The sequence below is a fragment of the Bdellovibrio sp. ZFWA1 genome (assembly GCF_056175665.1).
Genome location: NZ_JBJKJH010000001.1, coordinates 1670071 through 1694327, shown reverse-complemented (window position 1 = coordinate 1694327; position 24257 = coordinate 1670071). Strand labels below are relative to the sequence as shown.

Sequence of the window (24257 nt, the reverse complement as noted above, 5' to 3'; positions counted from 1 at the left end):
CTCATGCTTTACGGAAGAAGACAGTACGAACCTCAGATGGAAAAAGATACAACTAGTGCAGAGACTTCGTCTTTTCACAAAAATCTTATTCTTCATCGAACATTTCAGTACAAATACACCTGGTACATCATTACTGCGGTTGCGGGCGGCACACTGCTTTTTCTCGCCCCTGCGTATTTCTTTATTTCTCAGAATTACGATCTTTTTAAAGCATTGGCTTTTGAATACCAACCCGGAATTATTCAACACCTTGAAAGAGAACTATTGTGGCTAAAAGCTTTTATGTTCTTGGGGTTCTTTATTATTTCCCTGACCGCCTTCGTTTTGGGAGTCAGAATGACCAAAACCCTGATCACTCCCTTAATTCGCCTTGAAAAGCATATGCGACAACTTATGTTGGGGAATTGGTATATCACGAACATCAAACACTCTGAAAACGATGACTTCCGCGATATCACTATGACTTATGACTACTTTCACCGTGCCCTCAAAGCAAATACAGAGTCAGAACTTAAACTTTTAGAAAAGTTAACCGTCGACCCGCACAACCGAGAAGCTTATGCAGCTTGGAAGCAATTAATTGAAATAAAAAGATCACGTCTTGGGTATCACCAAGAAACTATCTATCACGACGAAGTGTCGACCGAATCTGAGCGTCCACGTCGCGTTTCTTAATTGATTCACGCTTATCGTGGGCCTTTTTACCTTTAACCAATGCGATTTCTAATTTTGCACGGCCTTTTTTGAAATATATCTTTAAGGGAACGCAAGAATAGCCCTTTTCTCGAAGGGCGCCGTAGATATAGTCGAGCTCTTCCTTATGAAGAAGCAATTTTCGCAAACGCTCGGGATGATGGTTATTGTACGAGCTCGATTTGTATTCAGAAATATGGGCATTCTGCAAAAAAGCTTCATGGCCACGAAACGAAACGTACGAGTCCTTAAGCTGAACACTGCGATCCCGCAGCGATTTCACTTCACTCCCCGTCAATTGTAGACCCGCCTCGTAGGTTTCTACGATGGTATAATCGAATCTTGCTTTTTTATTTTCCTGAATGATTAATATGCTCATACAAGTCCACAAATTGCTGAGGACTTAACTCCTCAGCTCGGGCTGTTTCTTTAAACCCATTGCTCTTTAGCCAATCTAAAAGAACATCCTGGCTTACCTTTTTTTGATTCAACAAGCCAGATAAATTTGATCGCATCAGCTTACGTCGCTGCTTAAAGGCCTCTTTTACAAAGTGCAGAAAGCCCTTACGACTACCTACGGGACTCGGCTTTCGCTTAAATTGCACTACTCGACTTGCAACCTTTGGTGCCGGATCAAAATCTCTTGGTCCTGCGTCGACGACATTGCTTGTTTCCCAAAAGGTTTGGGCGATCACGCTCAAAATACCATACTCATCGCTGGAGGCTTTAGCTCGAAGACGCTGCGCTACTTCCTTTTGAAACATCAGCACCATGTGGTCTACGCCTTCGTCATCAAGTGAACGATCTATAACAATGCTGGACGATATTTGATAGGGAAGATTTGACACAAACACCAATTTTTCCCCAGGGTGACGAAACTGATTCCAATCTACTTTTAGTGCGTCCTCTTCTAAAACTATTTGATTTTTTGCTTTCCAATACTCGACAACGACTCGATCTAGTTCAATCAAAGTAATCGGCTTATTCATCTGTAAAAGAAAATACGTTAAGGCTCCCGGTCCTGGACCGACCTCAACCATCCGATCCGGTTGAGCCTCTTTGACTGCTTGAATAATCTTTTCGATAACGTGATCACTCACTAAAAAATTCTGTCCTAAAGAACGCTTGGCCTGAATACCTAGTTCCTGTAACGCGATATCTAAACGTTCCCTGGCTGTCGACACAAAGTCATCCTTATCGTTGAAAATCCCCGTCTTGAAGATGGGGGAGTGGAGCTAGATTCATATCAGAAAACTCTCCGCGGTTCATTCTTAAAATACCCGCATAACCGATCATAGCGGCATTATCAGTACAATATCTTAATGGGGGCACAACTAACGTCATTCGCTTGCGAACAGCCCACTCTTGAGCTCGAGCTCGCAAGCGCGAGTTGGCACTAACCCCACCCGTCAAAATAACTCTTTTCGTCTTCATAGCTTTGGCTGCTCGTTCAAGCTTAGCAATCAAAACATCGACAATTGCCTCTTGATAAGAGGCACAAAGATCTGGAAGATTCTTTAAGACTTCTTCTGGGCCAAGCTGCTCTAAAAGACGCTGGCCCGAAGCTTTTAAACCAGAAAAACTCATATCAAATCCATCGTGCAACATGCTTCTTGGAAAGTCGTAAGCTGCAATGTTCCCGGATTTTGATATCTGATCAATCTTTACTCCACCCGGAAAACCAAGACCTGCCATTTTTGCAAACTTATCAAATGCCTCGCCTGCAGCATCGTCTTTTGTAGCACCTAAAACCTTATATACTCCGGGACCTTCAATATAATACAGGCTGGTATGTCCACCGCTAATTGCTAAACCCACGTAAGGATAATCAAAGTCTGCAGGCGGAGCATAGTCGCTGTCTTTTAGAAAGGGTGCCAATAAATGCCCTTCAAGATGGTTGACACCTAAGTAGGTAATTCCCTTCGCTTGTGACAAACTTTTTGCGGTGACAACGCCAACGATAAGTGCGCCCACCAACCCAGGCCGACTTGTGACAACAATACCATCGATGTCGCTCCAACCAAAATGGGCTTTTTTCAAAGCTTCTTCTATCAAGGGAATAAGAGCTATCGAGTGATTTCTAGAGGCGATTTCGGGGACGATACCCCCGTAAGGTTCATGGTCTAAATCTTTAGTCGCCGAAACCAGAGAGTGAACCCAACCAGATCTATCTACGATAGATACCGAGGTATCATCACAACTAGTTTCAATTGCTAAAACTTTTTCAAATATTTTCACAATACTACTTCAAAGCTTTAAGTCGCTGCTTTGCCTTCTTAGCAGCCTCTGATTTTGAATAATTGCCCACCACTTCATCATAAAAAGTGCGTGCCTCGTCCTTCATTCCTAGCTCTTGAAAAGAAACACCAATTTTATAGGTAGCATCGGCAAAGTTTTTTCCTTTGGGATTTTCGTCACGATACTTCTGAAAAAACAGAATCGCTTTTTTCCAGTCCTTTTGCGCAAACAATTCTTGCCCCGCTTGATACGGATCTTTCTCGGCCTTTTCCGCTTTTTCTTTGGCTGCTGATGCCGCTCCTACCGCCGCATAATGATCGGCCTTAAGGCTCTGCATCTCTGCTTGCATTTGAACAAGTTGAGTCTCCATCTTAGCAAGACTCTCTTGAAGTAAAAGAATTTTCTGATTGGCCTCTGCGCTCGACATCTGAGCATTCTTTAGGCTTGATTCTGAAGCCTGTTGTGATGTTTGAATCTTATTTTCTAACTCTTCAACTCGCCCAATAAGTTCGCGCATTCTTTCATCGGCTTCGACTAAACGCGCATTGGCATCAGCATTTGTTTTTTGCATCGTCGTCACTTGTTGCTGCATTACATAGCGAGACTCTGTATCTTTAACATCATTTCGAGTCTTCAAGCAGCCCGTTAACAACGAACCACCCAAAACAATCAATGGGAATAAAAACTTTGAATTCATAAGATGTCTCCGCTTTTTTGACGAATTAAACGAGCCGAATTTTCAGCTCTTTCAGCAGCCTGACGAGCTAGATTGAAGTGCTCTTTGGCTTTTTCGTATTCACGATCCCTAAAATACAACCTGGCTTTTCGATAATTTTCTTCAGCTTGATGCCAATATCCAGGTGAATGCCTTGCAGCTTGAACGTTTCGGGCGGCATCCATCGCCGCCCGAGCTAATGCATAATCATCATACGGAGCCGGAATTGTTTGGCATGAAGCCAATAAAAACACAGTTGCAAACAACAAGAGTTTTTTCAACTTCGACTCCTTAAGATTTACTGAACAGGTACAAAGTTCGCACGACGGTTTTTAGAAAATGCGTCTTCAGACTCACCCTGAACTAATGGCTTCTCTTCTCCGTAGCTAATTACACTCATACGTGATTCAGAAATGCCAAGACCCGCAAGATATGTTCTTACAGCATTAGCACGTCTTTCACCAAGAGCTACGTTGTACTCAATAGTACCACGAGAATCACAATGCCCCTCGATTTGAATTTTCACATTTGGATTTGACTTCATCCAAGCTGCATTTCCTTGAAGATCGGCTTTAGCCTGTGCATCCAAGGATGATTTGTCGTAAGGAAAGAAAACAGTTTTCAAACCATTAATTTTCCCAGAATCGCTTCCCTGAGGGTCAAAATTCATCGCAGATGAATCAACCGCCGGCGTACCGCCTAAATTTGAAGACTCAATATTTTCATCTGAACTCTTCTTTTTTCCCGAACAACCAGCTACGACTGCAATAGTAAGTACTGACATCATAATTTTACGTAACACATGATCCTCCTTGTTAGACCTTCCTAGTGAACCACTCCATTTTAACTTCCTCGACTTCAATGTCAAAATATTCTGGGATACAATTTAGCTCTATGACTAAACTCTTTTTAGCTATCACCATTTTGGCACTACATTTACAGGCTAAAGCCCAGCTTGAAGTCCCCCCAACATGGCCACACCAAAAAATAACGACTCCTCACTTTGAAATCATCTATAACGCCAATCAGCAAGCATTGGCAGAGCTGTACGCCCTCAAATTAGAAAAAGCTCACACTCAGCTTTCTAAAATATTCAGCTTGCAGCCGGAAAAAACGGTTGTTGTGATCAATGACAAAACCGACGTCACAAATGGTTATGCAACAAGAATTCCCTACCCACATATTATGGCATTCCCCGTCTTACCCAGCTCTCAGGACTCCCTTTCTGACAGTGGCGACTGGCCCCTCGAATTCTTAGGTCACGAGTATACACATGTCCTCAACTTCGAACCCGCTATCGGAACAATGGGGACATTGCGCTCTATTTTCGGAACCGCGCTGGCTCCGAACCTTCTTCTGCCGACTTGGTGGAAAGAAGGCTTAGCCGTTCACATGGAAACAACCTTGGGAACTGGCGGTCGCCTTCGCAGTCCCTATCAAGATGGTGTGATTCGAAGCTGGGAAATTGAAAACCGCTGGGATCGCTTTGACATTGCATCGGCCAATGAAGCCTTGCCTGATTGGCCTCGAGGCATGACTCCATATATTTTAGGGTCATTGTTTTGGGCACAGACCGCACAAGAATATTCGAATAGTGTCATCGACCGCATTAATTTACGACACGGCGAAAGAGTTCCTTACTTTATAGAAAAGCCTGCTCAAGAAATTTTTCAAAAATCTTACACAGAACAATACAATGAAACCATTCGAAAAACTCGTGTACGCATTTCAAAACAGCTCGAGACTTTGCGGCAGGAGTCCCCTAGCAAATTCACCTTCTTCGCTCCCGAATTGCAGTATAGCTTTTCACCTGCAGTTTCCCCAAATAGCGAATATCTTGCCATCATTGGTGTCGATCACAAGGACAAAAGAGGCCTCTATATTTACAAACGGGACGTTTCGGGAAAATTCTCCTCTAAAGAGCTATTCTTTAAAACCAGCGACGAAGCCCAGTCACTGCGTTGGAGTTCAGATTCATCAAAAATACTTTTTGATAAGGTGTCGGCCTTAAACCGCTATGAGACTCGCAGTGATTTATGGACATTGGACCTTCAAACCCGAAAGTCAACACGTCTGACCAAGGGATGGCGAGCCCGCGAGCCCGCCTACTCTCCGGATAATAATATCATTGCTTTTGTGCAGCTTCGAGGTGGAGCCACCGACTTAACAATCTACAACTTGAAAGAAAATACGACTCGAGTCCTATACAAAGGCGAACTCATGGAAAGAGTCTCGTTTCCAGAGTTTCTAGACAACAACAATATCATTTTTTCTAGCCGACGACTGAACTCGAAGGATCGGCTTATCAAATTAAACATTGAGTCTCCAAATCCTGAAGAGGTCCTTCCTCAATTTGAAAATGCCCGCATTCCAAAGTACTTTGAAGGGCAACTCTTTTTCACAAGCTCTATCAATGGCGTTCACAATATTTATAGCAGCTCTGATAATTTGAAGTCAGCCCAAGCCAAAACTCACACCTTAACTGCCATCAATTCATTCAGCATTGATCCCTTAACAAAAGATCTTTGGACCACAACTATGACAGCCGATGGCCCCCAGCTGACTTTAATACAATTCGCAGACCTAAGATCAACCCCCGCCAACCTTCCAAAAGTTCAACCCCTTTTTGCTGATCTTTATCCTGAACCTAATGACAGCGATGCCAAAGATCCAAGTCTTGCGCTAACACACGAGTCTTATTCCCCTTGGTCCTACCTCCTACCGCGCTACTGGATTCCATTTATCTCGGGATCAACAACGGGAGGAACACTTCTTCAAGCAAGCACCTCGGCCTTTGATCCGCTAAAAAAGCATAGCTATTCATTGAGCGCAACTTTTGATACGGCCACATCAGACACATCTGTATTAGGTCAATACATTAACCAAACAACCCTGTTACCTTTTGCAGTCACACTAAGTCGCTTAAACTCATATTTAGGCTCCACCAACAATGAATTGATCGACAATACGGCTCAATTAGCAGTGCTACCTGATACATTCGAGCTATCTGAAAATACAAGCGCACAAATTGGTTGGCAGTTTATTGAAAGAACGACAAACGTAAAGTCGGTTCGCCGAGCCGGCCCCTTTGTGCTATTTGGCTACGAGTCGCTATCTCAGGGTGGACATGAGATCGCTCCGACCCAAAGCAGATCAGCTTATGTCGGAATGACCTCATATATCAAAGGCGATCGAAGTTATATTTCCCACTCGCGATATATCGCCGGAGCCTCTGTTTATACAGATCGTTGGCTACCAGAAAGGCATAGCCTTTCGCTAAAAATAAATGCGGTCTACACTCCGGAAACCATCAATGCAACTTACGGCGTGCAATCTGAATCGACTTTTTTATATCAGTATTCAAACCTACCTAGCTATGTCGTCCGAGGTTACGCTGCGGGACTTTTCTTTGGTAAAAATATGGCCGTCACCAACATCGACTACCAATTTCCACTAAAGGATCTTTATAAAGGCAATGGCACCGATCCGTATTTCTTGCGACGGCTTTCTGCCGCTGCAACCGTCGACAGCATTGCCGTCGATGGCTACGTAGCTGATTTAAAGAAGTCCCAGTATGTGCGCACATCCATGCATCACCAATTCCACAGCTTTGGAGGAGAAGTGCGAATGGACTCAACCATTGGATACCTCATTCCGATTCGTTTTGTCGTCGGATACTACCTAACTCCTCAGGCTCCAGATAAAACCCCCGGATCCATGGCATTTAGCCTCCAAATTAGTGGTTTCTAAATAAAAAGCGCCCCCTAAACAGATTGATGCGCCAAGTAACGACCGGCCCCCTTGACAAAAAAGCTGAGCGTCGAAAAACTGATTGGGGGAGATAAGTATGGAAAAAATCAGCTGGATTAAAGAACTCGTAAAGGCCGAACAGCAGATGGAAGAGTCCGGAATGGTCGACATGACCTTTGGATATGATCCAGATAAAGCTTTGATTCAAGACTCAATTCAGTTTTTGCTTAATATGAAAACCGAATTTGTCGACGCTTCATCTTCCTTTAACGAGCTAAAGCCTTCGGCTTTGGGGCGTATAAAAATTTACGGAATTGCAAAGACTCACGCTGACTTTATGCTTTTCCGAAATGGATTTAAGATGATCTTCTCTTTAAAGACACCGGGAATTATCAGTATTCGTTTTAACTTTATCGGAACTAATTTTATTCCAACTCCTGGAATGAATGACGCACAACAGACCGCAACCAACATTATGGATGAACACCTGCTTGAAGCAAAATGGGGTCCGTTTGGCGAGATTATTTGGACTTATCAAGGACAGCCAATGAAGATGGAATATATGGTTCGTCACTATCTTTCACTATTCATTAAAGAATCTGCAAAGTAGATCTTCAGAAATAAAAAAAGCCAGCATTTCGCTGGCTTTTTTTATTTCATACCACTCGCTTGAATCTACGGTCATTGGGTAAAGACATTTGAATCGGATCAACACTTTCTACTTGAAGCTGGATCTGATCCCCCAGGCGAAACATTTGCCCCGTCTGATTACTCACCGAAATTAAATTTCCCTCGATATTACAGACTATTTCCGTAGCCGATATAACCATTTCAACACGGCCATTATGAATCTGATCTTTCTTCAATGATTTTATAAATGCCTTTGTCGCCATCGCTTACTCCAAATCTTTCACTAATTCAATTCGACGAAATTCGACTGGTCTAATCCCTGAGTTTTCAATCTTCTCTTCCTTGGCGCGCCCATTATCACGTCCAAGATTGGCTGGCCGAATCGCTGACCGATTTTTTTTCTCGTCGTCCTTTTGTTGTGCACTTAACTCTTCATTAAGATCCAAAAAACCTTGAGGTGATTTTGTTGGCTTTTCGTCAACAATTTCTTGGGGGACTTCTTCGCAGGCAGCCTTAAATGCTTCGCCGAGCTTTTTTAAGGCCGTCGTGTCAGGCTTTGGTATTTCAAACGCCGAACTTAAATCTCGCGGGATTCCACGCTGAATTGGAGGCATAAAAGAAATTTCATCCACACCTTCATTGTCTTCTGGCGATTCTAGGGAAGAATCATCCTGTGCCCAGTCAGGCAAGGACTGCTCACAGAACATTAATTGGTCCTTGTTAACCTTCGCAATAAACTCGATTTCACCACGCGAGAGATCTACTTGCTTCGAAATCTCTTCCGGGCTCAATCCTTGGTGGGCTAAACGCGCCGCTTTGATATACTTAATTGAATTCTTTCTCTCAAGAATTTCATCATGCGGAATACGGTCTTGAAAGATCTTGGCAACTTCTAAGCTTTTTTGAGTCGCCTGCTCAATTTTTGCCAGCTGCTTATCAGCTGACTGAATTTTTGACTGCACATCTTTCACTTTATTTTCAATCAAGGCAGTCAACTGCTGTACCTGAGTTTCCGTACGATCAGAAAGATCCTCAAGAACCGAAATCTTGCTTTGAAGAAGCTGCAGACCTTTGCTCATACGAGGATCATCTTTTTGTGGTCGGCTTAACTTCATCCAAAGCACGCCAACTACGCCGAATAAAATAATATTCACTAAAATTTGAATTAAAAACCAAAAGCTCACGAGGGGCCTCCTCTCTATAGTTTAAGAAAAGGCCCTGAACATTCATAGCTTGGAGTCGAGCAACTAGACCTGAGACGGGTCTAGTTCATCCTGAGATGGCCTATACGCGAGACGATTTTCTTCAAGTCGTTTTAGATTATAGAATAGAAAGGTCATCCCCGTATAAACTGGGACAAAAAACGAAATAAAAGGAACATAAACTAGGACGGAACAAAAGAAGCCCAAGCCAAACAGTGAGCTCGCATTATCCGTAAGAATTTTTTTTCGCTCGTCTTTACTTGCAAATTCTTGAAGCGAATCGTAGGAAAAAATACGCCGATTGAGCCAGGCCGACAAAACCATGGGCAACAAGATTTGGACACCAGGTATGATCCACAAAGGTAAAGTCGCAACAAACATAAAAAGATAAGCCAGTGTCGCAAGCAAACTATTAATAACAGACACCACCCAATGTCCACCTCGACGCTTCTCTAAATGCGAAAACTTCTTTTGTCCTAAATAATTTTGCACCAAAGGCATAACAAAAATCGAGGTCAATAATAGTGAAACAACATAGGAAAGAGGAATAAACAGCAAAATAAGAATCGCAGCTGCAATTCCTTGGGCCAACCACAAAAAGTCCTTTTCCGTAAAACGAGCGACATAATCATAAGCCCAAGTATGGGTCATCGATTCAGTCAAAAAGAAAATCGCCTTTTGCCAATAAATAAAATACAGCCCTACACCCAAGATGATTGCAACGGCAGGAGGAATTAAAACAAACAAAAGAACTTTTAAACTAAAAAGCGCTCTAAAAGAATCTCCAAGCGCCTTAACAACATTTTGCATAGCTAACCACCTACACCAAATCTAATTCAACTGATCAACAAAATCTTTCATTCTTCCAATCGCTTTTATAATTTGCTCTTCACTGGCAGCGATACTCAGTCTCACAAAACCTTCTACACCGCATTCATTTCCGGGAATAATAGAGACATAGAATTGCTCAAGCAAAATATCACAAAATTCTTTGGAATCCTTCAGAGTCGCACCTTTAAATTTTTTCCCCAATACTCCTTGAATATCGACCCAAAGATAAAAAGCCCCATCGGGCACAATAACCTTTAATTCAGGGATTTTAGAAAACTCTTGAATAGCCATTTTACAACGACTTCGAAGTTTTTTATTTACCTCTAATATTTCCGGTTCTGATGTCTTAATAGCCGTAATGGCTGCGTGTTGCGAAATCGAAGATGCGGCACCAGTCGACTGACTCTGATAGTCCGTCATTGCAGTTATTATATTCTCGGGTCCGACTCCCCAACCAATACGCCATCCTGTCATAGAATACGCCTTGGAGCCACCGTTAACACTAATTATCCGATGTCGCAAATCCGGAGCGACATCTAATAAATGAGGACTTCTATACTCACCGGACAGCATCAACCGATTATACATATCATCGGATATGACAATCACCCGGGGGTTCTTACGCAATACTTCGGCAATCTCTTCCAATTCTTCTCGCGTATAGGCCTTTCCCGTCGGATTTGAAGGCGAACAATACAAAAATATCTTGGTTTTATCTGTGATGTTTTGTTCAAGCTCGGCCGCCAATAGTTTGTACTGAGTCTTTTCATCAGTAGCAACAATCACCGGCTTCGCGCCAGAAAGCTCAATCATGGTCGGATAACTGACCCAGTAAGGAGCTCCGATAATAACTTCGTCGCCTTCGTCACACAGCACTTGCAAAGCCGCAAAAATAATAAACTTTGCGCCGCTTGCTACTGTGACTTCTTTTATCGAATAATCCAATCCAAAATCAGCTTTAAATTTCTCTAAGATTGCTTTACGAATTTCAGCCGTGCCATTTGCGGGAGTGTATTTTGTAATTCCTTTGTTGATCGCCTCAATCCCTGCATCTGCGATTTTAGGAAACGTAGCCCAATCTGGTTCGCCGACCGTCAATGCCACCACATCATTTCCTTGGGCGGCAAGCTCTCGGGCTCTGGCTAATAATGCTAATGTTGGAGATGCCTTCAGATTTTTTGTTCTTTTAGATAACAAGTTTCACCTCCACTCAATAACCTCACGCCAGTCCAAACTTCTTCTTCAAAGCCGACTCTACAACAGAGGGCACCAGACCATCGAGATCGCCTCGATTCAGTGCAATTTCTTTTATGCCCCGCGAAGAAATATAGTAATACTCGGGACGTGCAAATACTAGCATAGTCTCGATATCGGGGGCCAACTTCTTATTCATACTGGCCATGGTCATTTCATATTCGAAATCTACGACAGCTCGTAAACCCCGTACAATAACCGAGGCCTTATTCTTCTTCATATAATCGACTGTCAAACCTTCGAAAAAATCAACGCTGACATTAGAAATATGTGCCAGCGATTTTTCAATTAGCTCTTTTCGCTCCGTTGCCGAAAACAAAGAAGACTTCGAGGCGGACTGCGCCACTAAAATAACGACATGATCATAAAGCGGGGAAATTCGATTGATAATATCAATGTGACCATTAGTGATTGGATCAAAGCTACCTGGATAAACAGCAATTCGCTTCACGACTCCCCCTCTGTTTGCGCCACTTTTTTCCTAAAAAAAGAAAGAACTTTATCGCCATACTCTCGAAAGTCGAAACGCTCTAGATCACCATAAACGTCATCCATGCGCTCTTTGGCTGCCGACTCAATTGCCAAAATCGTCGAAACACCAAATGCCTTACTCTGTGAAGCTGCTAACATCACATCATGAGCCATCTTTTCGGTAAAAGGTGGATCCGCAAAAATAATATCCACGGCCTGCTCGTCGTACGAACGCAGGAAGCTTAAAACATCCATGCTAACAATCTTAAAAACAGACTTCTCGACTCTTAACTTTTCAATATTCTGTCTTGCTATAAGTACACTTTTGGGATTCTTCTCTACGAACGTGCAAAAGACGGCACCCCGAGAAATTGCCTCTAGCCCTAAATTTCCGGTTCCACAAAATAAATCAAGAACAACCGACCCATCAATATCAAACTGAAGTTTATTAAAAAGAGTTTCTTTGACTCTATCCGTTGTGGGACGAATGTGATCGGCCTTGAAGGCGACTAACTGATGACCCTTATATTTTCCAGCTATAATTCTCATGACGTCGTCTTTTCTAACAGAGTCTCGGCCATATTAACAATTGAAAAAATATCTTCAAATGGCTTATTCACAAACAAATCAGCTCCGGCACTTTCTGCTGTTTCAATATTATGCTCTCCAGAATAGGCCGACATAAGAACTACTTTACTTTGATGTCCCTTCATCTTCTGAAGTAGCTGAGGCCCCGTTAGCCCAGGCATCAAGACATCAAGAAACACAACTTCAGGGCTTTGCTGCTTCCACGCACTTTCCCCTGCAATTCCGTCTTCAGCTTCAAAGACCAAATGACCTTTCGCCTTTAAGGCGCGCGATAAAGATCTTCTAACTAAGGGCTCATCATCAATAACTAATACTTTCATAGCTTCCTACCACCCGGTTTAACTAGGGGTAGCTCTATTCTAAAGCACGCGCCATGAGGTTCAACATTCTTCAACAGCAGACGACCGGAAAACTTTTCAACAACTGATTTAGCTAAACTCAAGCCTAGGCCAGTTCCCTGCCCTTCTTGTTTTGTAGTGAAAAAAGGCTCAAAAATTCTAGCACGCAAATCTGCAGGAATGCCTGGACCATTATCTTCGATCTCAACAAATGCGTAATTCTTTTCAATTCCCGTACGCACGGTCAAATCGCCCACTTCCCGCATTGCCTGACAAGCGTTATTTACTAGATTGAAAATGACTTGTTGAATAAGGTGCGGCTCAACACTCACCGCTGATTTTTCGCAATGCAAATCTAAATGCAAACGGTGCATTCTTAGCGCCGTCTTCAACATGGGCATTGTCTTATGGACCAGATCATCTACAAAGGTTTCCTCTAGAACACCGATATCGCCCTGAGAAAACTCTAGCAAATTTTTGATAATTTTTTGAGAGCGGTCAGCAGCCTTTTCGATTTCAACTAAATCCATATGTAGTTGTTTTTGATCAGTGGTCTCTTGCAATAAAACCTGAGTCAAAGCCTTTAAGCCAGTCAAAGGATTATTCAATTCATGGGCAATATTACCCGCCAACATTCCAATCGCACCCATCTTTTCGCTTTGTAACATTCGTAAGTACAACTCTCGAGACTGCGTAATATCGACATACTGATGCATGACCGATACGGATCTTTCCGAACCTGAGTTGACTGGATACGAGTGAACCTGAAATACTTTCCCAGCTTTTTGCACCGTCTGAGTTTGTGGAACTCCCGACGATAAAGCACTCTGTGCTGGACAGTTCTCACACTTAGAATCTCGATTTGCAAAGACACTGTAGCATTTGCGATTTAAAAGCTTCTCTCCGAATTTGTTATTAGCTCGGACAATGTTGTAGTCTACGTCTATGATCGCAATCGGATCTCGCATCCCATCAAAAGTCTTTTCCCAGCGCCAACTAAATGTTTCGAACGACTCTTCTAATAGAAGTCGATCAAGGACCATCCCCAAAGCTTCAGATCTTTCCACAATAAAGTCCGTGAATTCGTTCAATTCAATTTCTGACAACGAGTTTTCAAAACACAAAAAAGCCTCGGCTTGATCCCAGCTTATTCGCATCAACTTCAACTCTAAAGGCAATAGAACTGCCTTAGCAAAAGGACGTCCAAAATGATTCGCCAAAAATTGCATAATTTGTGAATCCTGAACTGTTACTGCCTTAGGAAAGGCAAAGGTCTCCTGCCCCTCTGAAGCCCGCATAACGCCAGACTGAAAACTCCAATATCGAATCTTTCCTGCTGAAGAACGATAAACTAATAAAGGTTCCCCCAAATGGTGGAATTTTTTTAGATCTCTACGCAAGGTCTGCAAAACATCGTCAAAACTATTTTGAGCAGAGAGATCCGTAATGAACCGGATCAACTGGCGCTCTTTTGCTAGTTTATCAGCTTGCTCGGTATTAGACTCTTGCACGTGGCGAGTGCGCTCTTCGACGATGGCCTCCAGAGAATTAGTCAGCGCTTCGAGTTCCCGATTATGAGAACTCGAATCTTTAAGCAAAGTCGTACGATTCTTAAAAACCAGATGTCGCTCTACAGCTTGCTTAATGCTCTCTTCAAGGACTCCAGCCGCAAGGGGGGTCTTAAGAAAGCGAAATACTTGCCCGCGATTGACTCCGTCTAAAATGAGGTTCAGGTCGATTTTAGAACCGATTAAGAGAACTGGAGCCTGGGGTTGAATAAAGCGAATTTGCGAAAGAAATGCCAATTGATCGTGTGAAAACGAATGCGTGCAAAAAATAACAGCGGAAATTTTATGGCTATTACAAAAAGCAAGAGCCTCCACTAAGGAAGCTCTTTGCTCTATATCCAAAAGTTTGCCGCTGATAAAGAAATTGTGCGGAACGCTAATGAGCGACACGTCCCCGCACAACAATATCGGATCCATCTTCGTGCTGGAGAGTGTTTGTTGTAGCATTGCTTGCCTTCGCTCCTTGAATCCGGATACTTAAAACATTTAAGCACTCCGACCATGCTTGTAAAACGTTATTAAGATCATATTCCAAAATATCAGCGAGTAAAACAAAATCCTTTTTTTCAACAGCTTGCAGTGACTCTTGAACAGTCTTTTTGCTATTCAATTCAGTCTCTTGCCACTTGGGAACCGAATGACACATCTCCTCGCCCGCCATGGTCTTTAATGCTGACAGGCTCGAGATTAGAAATTCGACATTCTCGAGCAAATCATGCAAATCCTTAAAGATGCCCTTCGGCCCCTGAAAACGCATGCGTTGACACAATTTCTCTGAGGAAATCATCATCTCGGGAATCGCCTGACTCCAAGCTTCAAGCACCTGCCCCACCAGTGAAGATTTTTTTTCAGCGAGGTACTCCAAGGTCTTTACATCTTTCAGCTCTATTTCGGCAAACTTTGATTCATCGGCCTCACTCAGATCCATGCCGTTAAGAATATATCGGCATACAACGCGGCCCTGTGCCTGAAGATCCATTTCGATATCACCAAAAACCTGGCTTAAGCAGGTTTCTGGTGAATAGAAATCTCGCAAATCTTCTCCTGAAACTTTATATCTGTCCATGATGACCCCTTACCTCATCCTGAGGTATGTAATTATTTAATACGGCGGTCAGTGCTGAATGAATCGATAAAGTTCGAGCTTTGATGTCGTCAAAAGTGCCGGGGGGAATGCGCACCTTTTCAGCGGCAACCCACCTTACTAGTGGACTCAGTTCAGGGCTGATCTGGCTAATATGCTGCAAAATTTGTTCTCCACGTTCAATCAATCTACTGCGCTCGGCCGCAGAATCTGGACTCATTGCTTGAACGTTTTCAATAATCAATCTATTGACCTCTACGAGGTCCTGCATAGACTGATATACTTTATAATCATCTAAAATCGGATACTTACCGCCCAAATAGATGGCTTCCGTAAGAGCCCACGCAAAGTCATTGCTTGCATCTGCCTCTGGGGTCTGAAAGGATACCAACCCCCGAGCACGCGTTATAAGCTCTGACGAAATCTTTCCATCTAAAAGCTCTTCCGCCAGGGCGCCAATTTTTTGGGGCGCAAGCATGTCCTGCTCTTTCATTCGATAGATAAAGCCCAGACTTGCCTTTGGACCAGTTTCCCAAAAGTTAACACCACCCAACGATACGTTAAATGTCGGAGTATCTGTTAGCATTGCAATATGAATTGGTGCCGAATCACAACCAATCAATAACTCTGAATCTTTGATAATTGGGAAAAGTTCTGGAACTTGCGTGTCTCCGACCAAGTTTATCATTCGAGACGTGGAAACACCCTGCACAATTTCCTCTGAAATAGCTCGTTCATGACCCGCACCAATCAATACGACATTCATTGATGGCTTTTTTTCGGTCAAGTACTGTAAAGCTCGCGCCCAGTGCGAAGCTGACAGCTTCTTGTGTCCTTCGCTGGCCCCAACATGCACAACTACGTAAGGACGAGGTAACTTTTTGCGAGTCGCCAGCTGAGGGCAGCTAAAATCAGTTTCAATATATGGAACTTCTAAATACGATGCAAAGATATCAACCAGATGAACACGATTGGAATAACCAGGCCCTACCTGAGCATAAAAATAACTACTGACCTCGTCATTGGGATTAAAAAATCCATCTGCATGCCGAGTATATCCTATAATTTCGCAACCACTGTAAGCCAATACCTGATTTAGATAAGAAGACAATGGAGAGTACGATAAATTATAGCATCTCTCATACCCCTCAACGGTCAAAGAGTCTAAAAAATGATCCAACCGAGCCAAAGAAGCTGCCGTATCGCCTTTCTCATTGATTAGCGGCTCTAAAATATCCGTGTTCGGCAAAACAATTACACGATCAACTTCATCTAAGCCAATAGTCGCCGACTCAAATTTTCCCCTGACTAAAAGATGCACTTCCGCATGAGGAATCTGACGTTTTAGCGCCCTGACAAAGGGCCACGTCATATAGATATCACCGAGTCTGGCTAGTTGTTGTATGAGAATTTTCATGCCCCACTTGCTCCCTAACCATTTCGGTTAATATTCTAAGCTTAGCTTCGTGTTTATCATACGGTCGAGTCTTCTTGACCTGCTCTAAACCACTTTCTAATTTACTAAGCGCCAGTCGCAAGCGCTTCTCTAGATTCTGCGACATCCTTGTCTCCTAATGCTAATTCGGAACGAATTTTTAATAGACTTCGCGATTGAGCCACAGCCTCTACAAGCTGAGAATATACAGCTGCGCCATCGTCACTTGTCCGTTGCAACACATCGATTAACTTAAAAAAGTACCCGCCCTTATCAAGTTTTGAATTAATAACTTCTTGAGCCACAAGAATAAAATCTTGCACCTCTTGCGCTTGAATCTTTCCTTTTAGATACAAATCCGAACACTCTGTTAATGCTTTCTCAAGTCGCAACTGCCACTCAAGAAGTTTGAAAGAACGAGCTATGTACCCAGCCTCAACCTTTGGGCGAGGTAGTGGCGTCTTTCCATCTAAATAGGAAGCCCACACCCAACGATCACAATCCAAGGTGGATGTAGCTTCGGAAGCCTCGAAAATTTCTTTCCTACTTAGGGCTTGAACAACTGCACTAAAAACCTCATCCACTGCCACTTCCAACTCACCAACAACGGCACGAGCCCCAGCAATGAATGCCCCAGTTTTAATAGGATCAGATCCTCCTAAAGCCACCTCAACAACAGGCGTTCCACACAGCGCTGCCAAGTGCTTTACACTGGTATCAACCCCAATGAAGAGTCTTGCTTCTTTAAGCAAGGACTCTGTCATTGAAAAATCAGTAACCCAAATTTCTTCGTCACTAAAGAAGTGAAGCAGATCACCTCTTTCTTTTTCAGTAGCTACAACTCGCACTATATGAAAGGGATACGCCTCTTCAATTTTTTGCTTGAGCTCGAAAAAATTTGTGAGCGGCCAATTTTTTCTATCTTCCGACGAAAAGCATTGAAGAATGATGAGGCCAGATCTTTGAGCGTTCTTTCGAACTTTATTCTTAGAGACATCCAAACCAAGTCCGGAGCCCAAAAGTTCGGTGTAGTGAAACACCGAAGCACGGGACTCTGGAAATCTCTCGTTAAAATAATTTAACCACGCATTCTCGACCCCGACAAACTGTCCACTCACGTAGCGTAGCCCTCTGTAAGCTTTCGCTGAAACTGCACCCGCCAAATAGGCTGATAGACGATTATGAGTTAAATTGTAAATAATGTCGTAATTCTGAGAACTCAACTCATCAATTAAGATATCGATTTGCTCTGCGCCCCAGAAGATATTAAAGTGCGCCTCTCCGGCAGACTTTTGATACTCATCTCGCGAGAATACAAAAGTTTTATCTACCAAGCCGTTCAGCAAAGTCGCAGCTGATGCCGAAACCGAATTAACCACTAGATCGATCGTGGATTCCGGGTGCTTTTCTTGAATAGCTTGAATTAATGGCTTATGCATAAATAAGTCACCAATGCGCAACATTGACAATACTAAGATCCTCATCGAATTAGCTCCCCCAAAATATTCAATGCAGGTGTAGCTTGCCCCTGCTTCTTGCCCGCCTGAATCACATCTTTAATTGAATAAAGCCCCTCTTGCCGAGGCAGGGCTTTTATATCTACGCCCAGCTCACTCAGGTGAAATCTGAGCCCCTCTAAAGAACGTCCTGTTAAATGAGCGAAAGCTTGAGTATACTCACCCAAGTTTTCGCCCCATGTCTTTCTGTCCGTTAATACCATCGGTTTATTTTTCAAAATGACTTCACAATAAAAATCTGAATTTAAAATATCATTTGCCGTATTAAAGGAATGTACGAGCTGTGCAGATGATTCGCCTATTTGAACATAATGAACTGCCAACTGCGGGTCTAAAGATTTAAGCGTCTCGAGCTTATGCTGATCATAGCTCCCTAGAATCACAACAGAAGATCCATAGATCTTTCCGATATTGTAAGCCCATGCGATGGCATTTTTTTGGTCGACCGCTTCCGCACTCATTAAGCTGCTCCTCTTTTATAATTTCTTAGCTTTTTTCTAAGCTCACGTACTTCCGCATGAGACGGGTTCCAAAGAAGAACTTTCTCGATTTCAATTTTTGCTGAATCTAGCTGACCTTGGTGACAGTACAAATTAATCAATGCCAATGACATTTCCTCGTCATAATCAACTAGTGCCAAATAGTTCTCTAATACAGGAATGGCTCTTAGTACTTTTTGATCGCGCAGCGCCCAAGCACCAATGATGTGAACTGCTGTACGATTCTTAGGATTAATTTCCACAGCGGTTTCCACATTAGCCCATGCAAGCTCCTGATCCGCAAATTGGTTATGAACAAGAGATAACCCCACCCAAGCCTTATCATTTTCACAATTAATTTCGACGGCTTTTCTAAAGCAGTAGATCGCTTTTTCATAGTCCTGTCGCTGTACTTCAAGAGTACCCAAATTTACCAATAAAATATCTGACAGGGGATTCATCGTGTACGCTTTATTGTAGAACTCCTCAGCGCCTTCAAAATCACCGCGACGGACTAAAATGTTTCCCATGTTCTTATAAGCATCAAAAACGTTTTCATTATCCTCGGTAAGCAGAGCAAGTGCCTCGTAGTATTTTTCAAGAGCAGCCTCGTCTTGATTCAATTTATACAAACAGTTGGCCAATCGAAATAAAGTGGTAAATGAGTTGTCAACCTTCGAAAGAGCCTGCCAAGCTTTTTCGGCTTCCTCGAATCGATTGATAGATTCGAGTTGTTGCCCTAGTTTAAACAATACTTCGGGGTTCCATGAATCCACGTTTGAAGCCTGTCGCAAAAGAGCCAAACCCAAATGAGTCTCTTGATGACGAAAAAGAGTCTCGGCATTGTTCAGCAATAAGCGAATTTTTGAATCCAGTTGTGAATCTGCCGCAGCGAATTCGTCTTGAATTACCGGTTCTTGCTCGAACTCTTGAATGGCTGTTTTTAAATCAAAATATATTTGCCCAGACTGGATAAATGGAGTCGCTGATGAAGAATCCACGTTAGAATGTGTAGAATCGATAGGACTGGACTTTTGAATGTTCAATTGATCAAGCATGAATCGGTTACTCCTTGCAACTGTCTCAAAAAGCAACGTCGATGCCACCGCTCATTATTGGTTTATTTGGATCTGAACAAAAAAAAGCCGAGAGTTTGACTTCTCGGCTGCTTTTGATGTCATGATTTTGTCAGGAAGATTTTTCCCAGACTTGACCTTTCTCTAAGCTTCTTCGTCCATTTTTCTTTCAAAAGTTGGTTGGCGATATCCAGACACGGCTTTTTTTGCCTTACGAATGTCCTGAAGCTCTTTGATGATAATATTTCTAGCATCTTCAATACATGAAAGAACTTCAATATCTTGTTCGATAATCTTCTGAACATATTGATCTTTAATCATCAATGCATCCCTGCAAGACTTCTTAATTCCTTCTGGAATTGTTTCGTCACCATTGGCTTCGTGCGCCTCCGCCAATTGGCCATCAACGTACTTAATAATTTCCAGGATTCTTTCGCGGCTTTGATAGAAGTAATCTAAAGTGTCAAAATTACCCAGACGAAACTTTTCTAGCTCTGTTTCATTCAACGAATAGAATTTTTCTAGATAGTGATTTTTTTCAGTTAATAGTGATACCAGTCTTTCCATGACTAACCCGCCTTTCCTGGCTGTTGCTGTTCTTTTTTAATTTTTTCTACGGCGCCCTTCCATCCTTCGTGAAGATTTTCTAAAACCTTCAACGCGGCTCTTAGAGGTGCCGGATCGCCCGAGATATTCGCTTTAGTGTATTGCTCCATCAGAAACATATACAGCTGCTCTAGTTGAGCTGCGATTTCTCCGCCCACTTTATGATCTAGAGTATTGTTTAACTCCATAACAATGTCGTATGCCCGACCAATATTATGACATCGATCCACGACTTTTTTTTCCTCTGCGCCTTTAATGGCAAGCTTTGTAAACTTGATTGCACCTTCATAAAGCATTAGCAGGATTGTCTCTTTGCTAGCACTTTGAATCGCCGTCGCTTTGTACTTCTGATATGGGTTACTCATAAATCACTCCATTTTTGGTTCTTAAGTCCATTTAAAATTTTATCCAACTCCGGCCTTCATTGCCGAGAACGCCGCACCTTGCTGATTGATTTGTGACATCTTCGTTTCAAGGTCCGAAAACTTTTTGCGTAAACTATCTTCGCGTTTTTCCAACTGACGCTCTTTTGAATCAATACGTGTATTGATTTGCGTGATCTTATCCTGAATCGTCTTTTTTCTATTTCCAAGAATTCCCGTTCCAACGGCTGTAAGATTCGAGATTTCTCTTTTTATTGTAGGTACAAATCCCGTTGAAAAATTGTCACCACGAAGAAACGAAGCCACTCCCATTGGATTATCCGCAACAGCTTTATTAAAGACCTCTTGTTTAAAATCCAATGTCCCGTTTCTATTAAACTCTATTCCTAGCTGTCCAATCCGAGTAATAGGCGACTCCACCCCAAATTGAGGATTTAAAATCACTCTGCGCAAACTAGATTCAACACTTCTTAGAAGACTGTCCCCACCTAGTGGCCCCAAACGCTGATTTTTACCATCTTGCGAAAGTTTATTCTGATCTTGAATGAACTTAAGTGCCGCATTGTAAGAATCGACAAAAGACTTCACTTTGCCGCTGATGACTTCCATATTTTCTTTGACCGTCAAACGTATGGGACGCCCAGGTGCTGCAGACTTTAAATCTAGAGTCACTCCTGGAACATAGTCGGCCAATTTATTTTCGGGAATTTCAATTTCAAATCCATCAATTTTGACTTTTGCGTTTTGCGATTTTATTGAATCCTCAAACGCTATATCCTGATCACCATCTAGCATATAGATGGTCGGAAAGTTGACTTGCTCGTTATCTCCGGTCTTCAAACCGCTGACGATCAGTCGAAATGGGTTCTCAGGATCTTTTCGATCTTGAATAACAGTAGCTCGAAGCCCCACTTCTGATCGATTGATTTGCGCAGCAACACCATCTAGGGTCGAATTTTTTCCATTGATATAAACTTCTTTCGTTCCTTCTGGAGTTTCAAATTTTATATAACCCACACCAATCTGAGTTTTATCGCGATCTGCAAATCCATTTGAAATCGCGGCTGGCTTCTGAGCCAACTGAATAACTTCAAGTTGGTAGTCCCCAGGAACGGCAGTATTTGGATCTACAGTCCCGTCGATCACATTAGGGTCACCGCTGATTAGCTTTTTATCTAAAAAGCCTCCGGCCCCCGTTAATTCAGAAAGATTTTTTGTGATATCGCGTACTTTGGTATCCAGATCTGTAACTAATTTTAATTTTTCATCTTGTTTATTCTTCTGCCCTTCCATGTTTTTAACAGGAATGCGTTCTGCATCCATTATCTGCTCGACAATGTTCGGTGGTAAGCCAGAAGCCATCCCCGTTATGCGAATTCCTGCCATGGAACCTGTTCCTTCTGCACATTCTGTGCGCTATATCTACAAGTTCATTTTCACTCAGGTGCAGTAAAATTCGTGAGTCAATTAGTTGTCTTGTCATCAGACCAGTCGAGCCTCAAAATGGGCCCAGAACGAATAAAAGAAGAATAGATTTTGACACCCTAGACTTAGGCATCGGTTTTTTTTTCATTTCATGGAAATATTTATTGGAATTTAGATCTTAAGCTTGCGCAAGATTGGCCCTAGGCCGTGCGCTTAAGTAGATGCCCCTTAGGGCTTTCTTTATCAACATCCTTCAAAGTCCAAAGATCTTTCTCGGGAATTCGTCGGATTGTATTACCAAGATTATCTTTAACGATCGCAAATCTTAATCCATCATCAATCTCAACTGAAACTGTCCATCGATGCTCTTTGGTTGCAGATAAGTTTCGCAAAACTTCTAAAGCTTTTTCGAACTGCTCATCGCTCATCGGAGGACGCTCTTCTTGATGGTCTCCAAATGTTTGCTGACCATTCGCGTCTCTGTCGTGAGACTCATCCGCCTTGATTGTTCGGTTCGATTTTTCGACCGATTTCACATCTAGGGGATTTATGCTGTTAACCATTGACTTAATATACATATCTAAAATTCTTATCGGGAAAATACACAGAATTATGAGCTTTTCCCGAGATTCTAGACCCTTCGTTTGCAAAGTGTCTCAAAGTGAAACAACCTCTTGAACCGTAGTACCCCAGAGGTTTTCACCCCTGGGTAGGTCGGTACCGGGAAAGGAACGGAGACCTCTTCCCTATAAGACTTATATTAAAGTTACCCGCGTGGAGAACTTCTTGGATTAACCAAGAAGTCTCATTGCGTTTTGTGGAACAGAGTTCGCTTGAGCAAGTACTGTAGTGTTCGCTTGCAACAAGATATTGTTCTTCGTCATCTCTGCAGATGCTTGAGCAACGTCTGTGTCACGGATACGAGAGTTCGCTGCTGATAAGTTCTCGTGCATAACACCGATGTTATCTACTGTAGATTGTAGACGGTTCTGCAAGGCACCTAGATCTGCTCGGAAACCGTTAACTGTTGTTTGAGCTTCGTCAATTTGAGCCAACGCTTCTTGTGCGCCATCTTTAGTCGAGAAGTCAAAGCCTGCTACACCCAAGTTATCGATAGAGGCATTAGTAGTACCCGCATCATAAGAGATACGGTCTACGTTTTCATCAGCACCAGTACCAACTTGGAAGTCAAACTTACCACCGTTACCATCGATCAAAGCTTGGTTGCCAAACTTAGTTGAGTTAGCGATACGTTGCATTTCTTCTTTAAGTTGTTGAACTTCTTTGTTTAAGAATCCGCGTTCACGATCAGCCACTGTATCAGAAGAAGCTTGGATGCCAAGTTCTCTCATACGTGTTAAGATATTTGATACTTCGTTCAAACCGCCTTCAGCAACTTGAACCATTGAGATACCGTCGTTCGCGTTTCGGCCAGCTTGTCCTAATGAACGAATTTGACCTTTTAAGTTTTCAGAAATTGCCAAACCTGCAGCATCATCCGCTGATTTTGTGATTCGAGAACCAGATGATAGTTGTGACATGCTCTTCTGGATTTCTCTCTGACTAGTTACCATAGTTCTTTGAGCGTTAAGTGCAGATACGTTTGTTGAAATTCTCATTCCCATTTGGGACCTCCATTTGTTTGCTCACCTTGTTTACCTACTAGGTGAAGCAGTGTTGTTGTTGTACATGTTGGCGATTTCATTTCTGCTGGTAATCTGTCTAGCGAGACCTCGACATCAGTCACGTTGTCAGGGCCTCTCGATCACCAAGCTTCGAATCCATCGTTGCTTGTGACCTACCTTTCGGTCGCGTCTAGAAAGGCTTTAGTCTCGTCCTGCAAATCTAGACCTTCGTCCACAAAAACCCAGACCTCGGTCCAGCAAATCAAGACCAAAATCCACAAAAACCCAGACCTTCCTCTAGGGGGTCAGGTGTTATTTTCTAACCGGCCCGCATCAATCCGTCCGCCGT

27 protein-coding genes are annotated in these 24257 nt (G+C 42.8%); 3 read left to right on the top strand and 24 right to left on the bottom strand.

Annotated features, from left to right (window positions below; translation table 11 throughout):
- Positions 1 to 3: 3 nt before the first annotated feature.
- Positions 4 to 675, top strand: coding sequence for a HAMP domain-containing protein (locus AC04MN_RS08205; protein WP_475382705.1), 672 nt, complete (start codon positions 4 to 6; stop codon positions 673 to 675).
- Here the strand turns inward: AC04MN_RS08205 and smpB are convergent.
- The 6 genes from smpB to pal are packed head-to-tail and all read right to left on the bottom strand — an operon-like array spanning position 620 to position 4448.
- Positions 620 to 1072 carry an SsrA-binding protein SmpB gene (gene smpB, locus AC04MN_RS08200; RefSeq protein ID WP_475382704.1) on the bottom strand — a complete coding sequence of 151 codons (453 nt, stop codon included), beginning with the start codon at positions 1070 to 1072 and terminating at the stop codon, positions 620 to 622. The genes AC04MN_RS08205 and smpB overlap by 56 nt on opposite strands.
- Positions 1044 to 1877: a 16S rRNA (adenine(1518)-N(6)/adenine(1519)-N(6))-dimethyltransferase RsmA gene (gene rsmA / locus AC04MN_RS08195; protein ID WP_475382703.1), complete on the bottom strand. Its 834-nt coding sequence runs from the start codon at positions 1875 to 1877 to the stop codon at positions 1044 to 1046. The genes smpB and rsmA overlap by 29 nt, the downstream gene beginning before the upstream one ends.
- Before the next feature lie 10 nt (positions 1878 to 1887).
- Positions 1888 to 2925, bottom strand: coding sequence for a tRNA (adenosine(37)-N6)-threonylcarbamoyltransferase complex transferase subunit TsaD (gene tsaD / locus AC04MN_RS08190; protein ID WP_475382967.1), 1038 nt, complete (start codon positions 2923 to 2925; stop codon positions 1888 to 1890).
- Between the two features lie 10 nt (positions 2926 to 2935).
- Positions 2936 to 3628, bottom strand: coding sequence for a tetratricopeptide repeat protein (locus AC04MN_RS08185; protein ID WP_475382702.1), 693 nt, complete (start codon positions 3626 to 3628; stop codon positions 2936 to 2938).
- Positions 3625 to 3927: a DUF4398 domain-containing protein gene (locus AC04MN_RS08180; protein WP_475382701.1), complete on the bottom strand. Its 303-nt coding sequence runs from the start codon at positions 3925 to 3927 to the stop codon at positions 3625 to 3627. Before AC04MN_RS08180 ends, AC04MN_RS08185 begins: the two co-directional genes overlap by 4 nt.
- A 17-nt stretch (positions 3928 to 3944) precedes the next feature.
- A complete protein-coding gene (gene pal, locus AC04MN_RS08175) occupies positions 3945 to 4448 on the bottom strand; it encodes a peptidoglycan-associated lipoprotein Pal (protein ID WP_475382700.1) in 504 nt (167 codons plus the stop codon).
- A gap of 92 nt (positions 4449 to 4540) precedes the next feature.
- On the opposite strand from pal, the gene AC04MN_RS08170 reads away from it, so the two are divergent.
- The gene (locus AC04MN_RS08170) at positions 4541 to 7396 is read left to right on the top strand and encodes a TolB family protein (protein WP_475382699.1); all 2856 of its coding nucleotides are present in this window, start codon (positions 4541 to 4543) and stop codon (positions 7394 to 7396) included.
- Positions 7397 to 7493: 97 nt separating this feature from the next.
- Positions 7494 to 8006, top strand: coding sequence for a hypothetical protein (locus AC04MN_RS08165; RefSeq protein WP_475382698.1), 513 nt, complete (start codon positions 7494 to 7496; stop codon positions 8004 to 8006).
- 46 nt (positions 8007 to 8052) lie between these two features.
- On the opposite strand, the gene AC04MN_RS08160 is transcribed toward AC04MN_RS08165, so the two are convergent.
- The 18 genes from AC04MN_RS08160 to AC04MN_RS08075 all read right to left on the bottom strand — a co-directional run bounded on the left by AC04MN_RS08160 (position 8053) and on the right by AC04MN_RS08075 (position 23908).
- Positions 8053 to 8289 carry a hypothetical protein gene (locus AC04MN_RS08160; RefSeq protein WP_475382697.1) on the bottom strand — a complete coding sequence of 79 codons (237 nt, stop codon included), beginning with the start codon at positions 8287 to 8289 and terminating at the stop codon, positions 8053 to 8055.
- A 3-nt stretch (positions 8290 to 8292) separates the two neighbouring features.
- Positions 8293 to 9210: a DUF2802 domain-containing protein gene (locus AC04MN_RS08155; RefSeq protein WP_475382696.1), complete on the bottom strand. Its 918-nt coding sequence runs from the start codon at positions 9208 to 9210 to the stop codon at positions 8293 to 8295.
- Positions 9211 to 9273: 63 nt separating this feature from the next.
- A complete protein-coding gene (locus AC04MN_RS08150; RefSeq protein WP_475382695.1) occupies positions 9274 to 10038 on the bottom strand; it encodes an EI24 domain-containing protein in 765 nt (254 codons plus the stop codon).
- 21 nt (positions 10039 to 10059) lie between these two features.
- Entirely contained in the window at positions 10060 to 11256 is a 1197-nt protein-coding gene (locus AC04MN_RS08145; protein WP_475382694.1) for a pyridoxal phosphate-dependent aminotransferase, read from the bottom strand.
- Between the two features lie 22 nt (positions 11257 to 11278).
- Positions 11279 to 11764, bottom strand: a complete 486-nt coding sequence (gene coaD / locus AC04MN_RS08140) for a pantetheine-phosphate adenylyltransferase (protein ID WP_475382693.1) — start codon at positions 11762 to 11764, stop codon at positions 11279 to 11281.
- Positions 11761 to 12333 (bottom strand): 16S rRNA (guanine(966)-N(2))-methyltransferase RsmD, encoded by a 573-nt coding sequence (gene rsmD, locus AC04MN_RS08135; protein ID WP_475382692.1) that lies wholly within the window; start codon positions 12331 to 12333, stop codon positions 11761 to 11763. Before rsmD ends, coaD begins: the two co-directional genes overlap by 4 nt.
- Positions 12330 to 12692 carry a response regulator gene (locus AC04MN_RS08130; protein WP_475382691.1) on the bottom strand — a complete coding sequence of 121 codons (363 nt, stop codon included), beginning with the start codon at positions 12690 to 12692 and terminating at the stop codon, positions 12330 to 12332. The genes rsmD and AC04MN_RS08130 overlap by 4 nt, the downstream gene beginning before the upstream one ends.
- On the bottom strand, positions 12689 to 14725 hold the full coding sequence (locus AC04MN_RS08125; RefSeq protein ID WP_475382690.1) for a hybrid sensor histidine kinase/response regulator: 2037 nt from the start codon (positions 14723 to 14725) through the stop codon (positions 12689 to 12691). The genes AC04MN_RS08130 and AC04MN_RS08125 overlap by 4 nt, the downstream gene beginning before the upstream one ends.
- Positions 14655 to 15344, bottom strand: coding sequence for a hypothetical protein (locus AC04MN_RS08120; protein WP_475382689.1), 690 nt, complete (start codon positions 15342 to 15344; stop codon positions 14655 to 14657). Before AC04MN_RS08120 ends, AC04MN_RS08125 begins: the two co-directional genes overlap by 71 nt.
- Positions 15331 to 16779: a glycosyltransferase family 9 protein gene (locus tag AC04MN_RS08115; RefSeq protein WP_475382688.1), complete on the bottom strand. Its 1449-nt coding sequence runs from the start codon at positions 16777 to 16779 to the stop codon at positions 15331 to 15333. Before AC04MN_RS08115 ends, AC04MN_RS08120 begins: the two co-directional genes overlap by 14 nt.
- 104 nt (positions 16780 to 16883) lie before the next feature.
- A complete protein-coding gene (locus AC04MN_RS08110; protein ID WP_475382687.1) occupies positions 16884 to 18281 on the bottom strand; it encodes a glycosyltransferase family 9 protein in 1398 nt (465 codons plus the stop codon).
- Entirely contained in the window at positions 18278 to 18775 is a 498-nt protein-coding gene (locus tag AC04MN_RS08105) for a hypothetical protein (RefSeq protein ID WP_475382686.1), read from the bottom strand. The genes AC04MN_RS08110 and AC04MN_RS08105 overlap by 4 nt, the downstream gene beginning before the upstream one ends.
- Positions 18775 to 19851: a tetratricopeptide repeat protein gene (locus AC04MN_RS08100; RefSeq protein ID WP_475382685.1), complete on the bottom strand. Its 1077-nt coding sequence runs from the start codon at positions 19849 to 19851 to the stop codon at positions 18775 to 18777. The genes AC04MN_RS08105 and AC04MN_RS08100 overlap by 1 nt, the downstream gene beginning before the upstream one ends.
- 162 nt (positions 19852 to 20013) lie before the next feature.
- Entirely contained in the window at positions 20014 to 20436 is a 423-nt protein-coding gene (locus tag AC04MN_RS08095; protein ID WP_475382684.1) for a hypothetical protein, read from the bottom strand.
- A gap of 2 nt (positions 20437 to 20438) precedes the next feature.
- Complete coding sequence (gene fliS / locus AC04MN_RS08090) at positions 20439 to 20840, bottom strand: flagellar export chaperone FliS (RefSeq protein WP_475382683.1); 402 nt, start codon at positions 20838 to 20840, stop codon at positions 20439 to 20441.
- Between the two features lie 39 nt (positions 20841 to 20879).
- Positions 20880 to 22244: a flagellar filament capping protein FliD gene (fliD, locus tag AC04MN_RS08085; protein ID WP_475382682.1), complete on the bottom strand. Its 1365-nt coding sequence runs from the start codon at positions 22242 to 22244 to the stop codon at positions 20880 to 20882.
- 239 nt (positions 22245 to 22483) lie between these two features.
- The gene (locus tag AC04MN_RS08080) at positions 22484 to 22861 is read right to left on the bottom strand and encodes a flagellar protein FlaG (protein ID WP_475382681.1); all 378 of its coding nucleotides are present in this window, start codon (positions 22859 to 22861) and stop codon (positions 22484 to 22486) included.
- Between the two features lie 213 nt (positions 22862 to 23074).
- Positions 23075 to 23908, bottom strand: coding sequence for a flagellin N-terminal helical domain-containing protein (locus tag AC04MN_RS08075; protein WP_475382680.1), 834 nt, complete (start codon positions 23906 to 23908; stop codon positions 23075 to 23077).
- Positions 23909 to 24257: the final 349 nt, after the last annotated feature.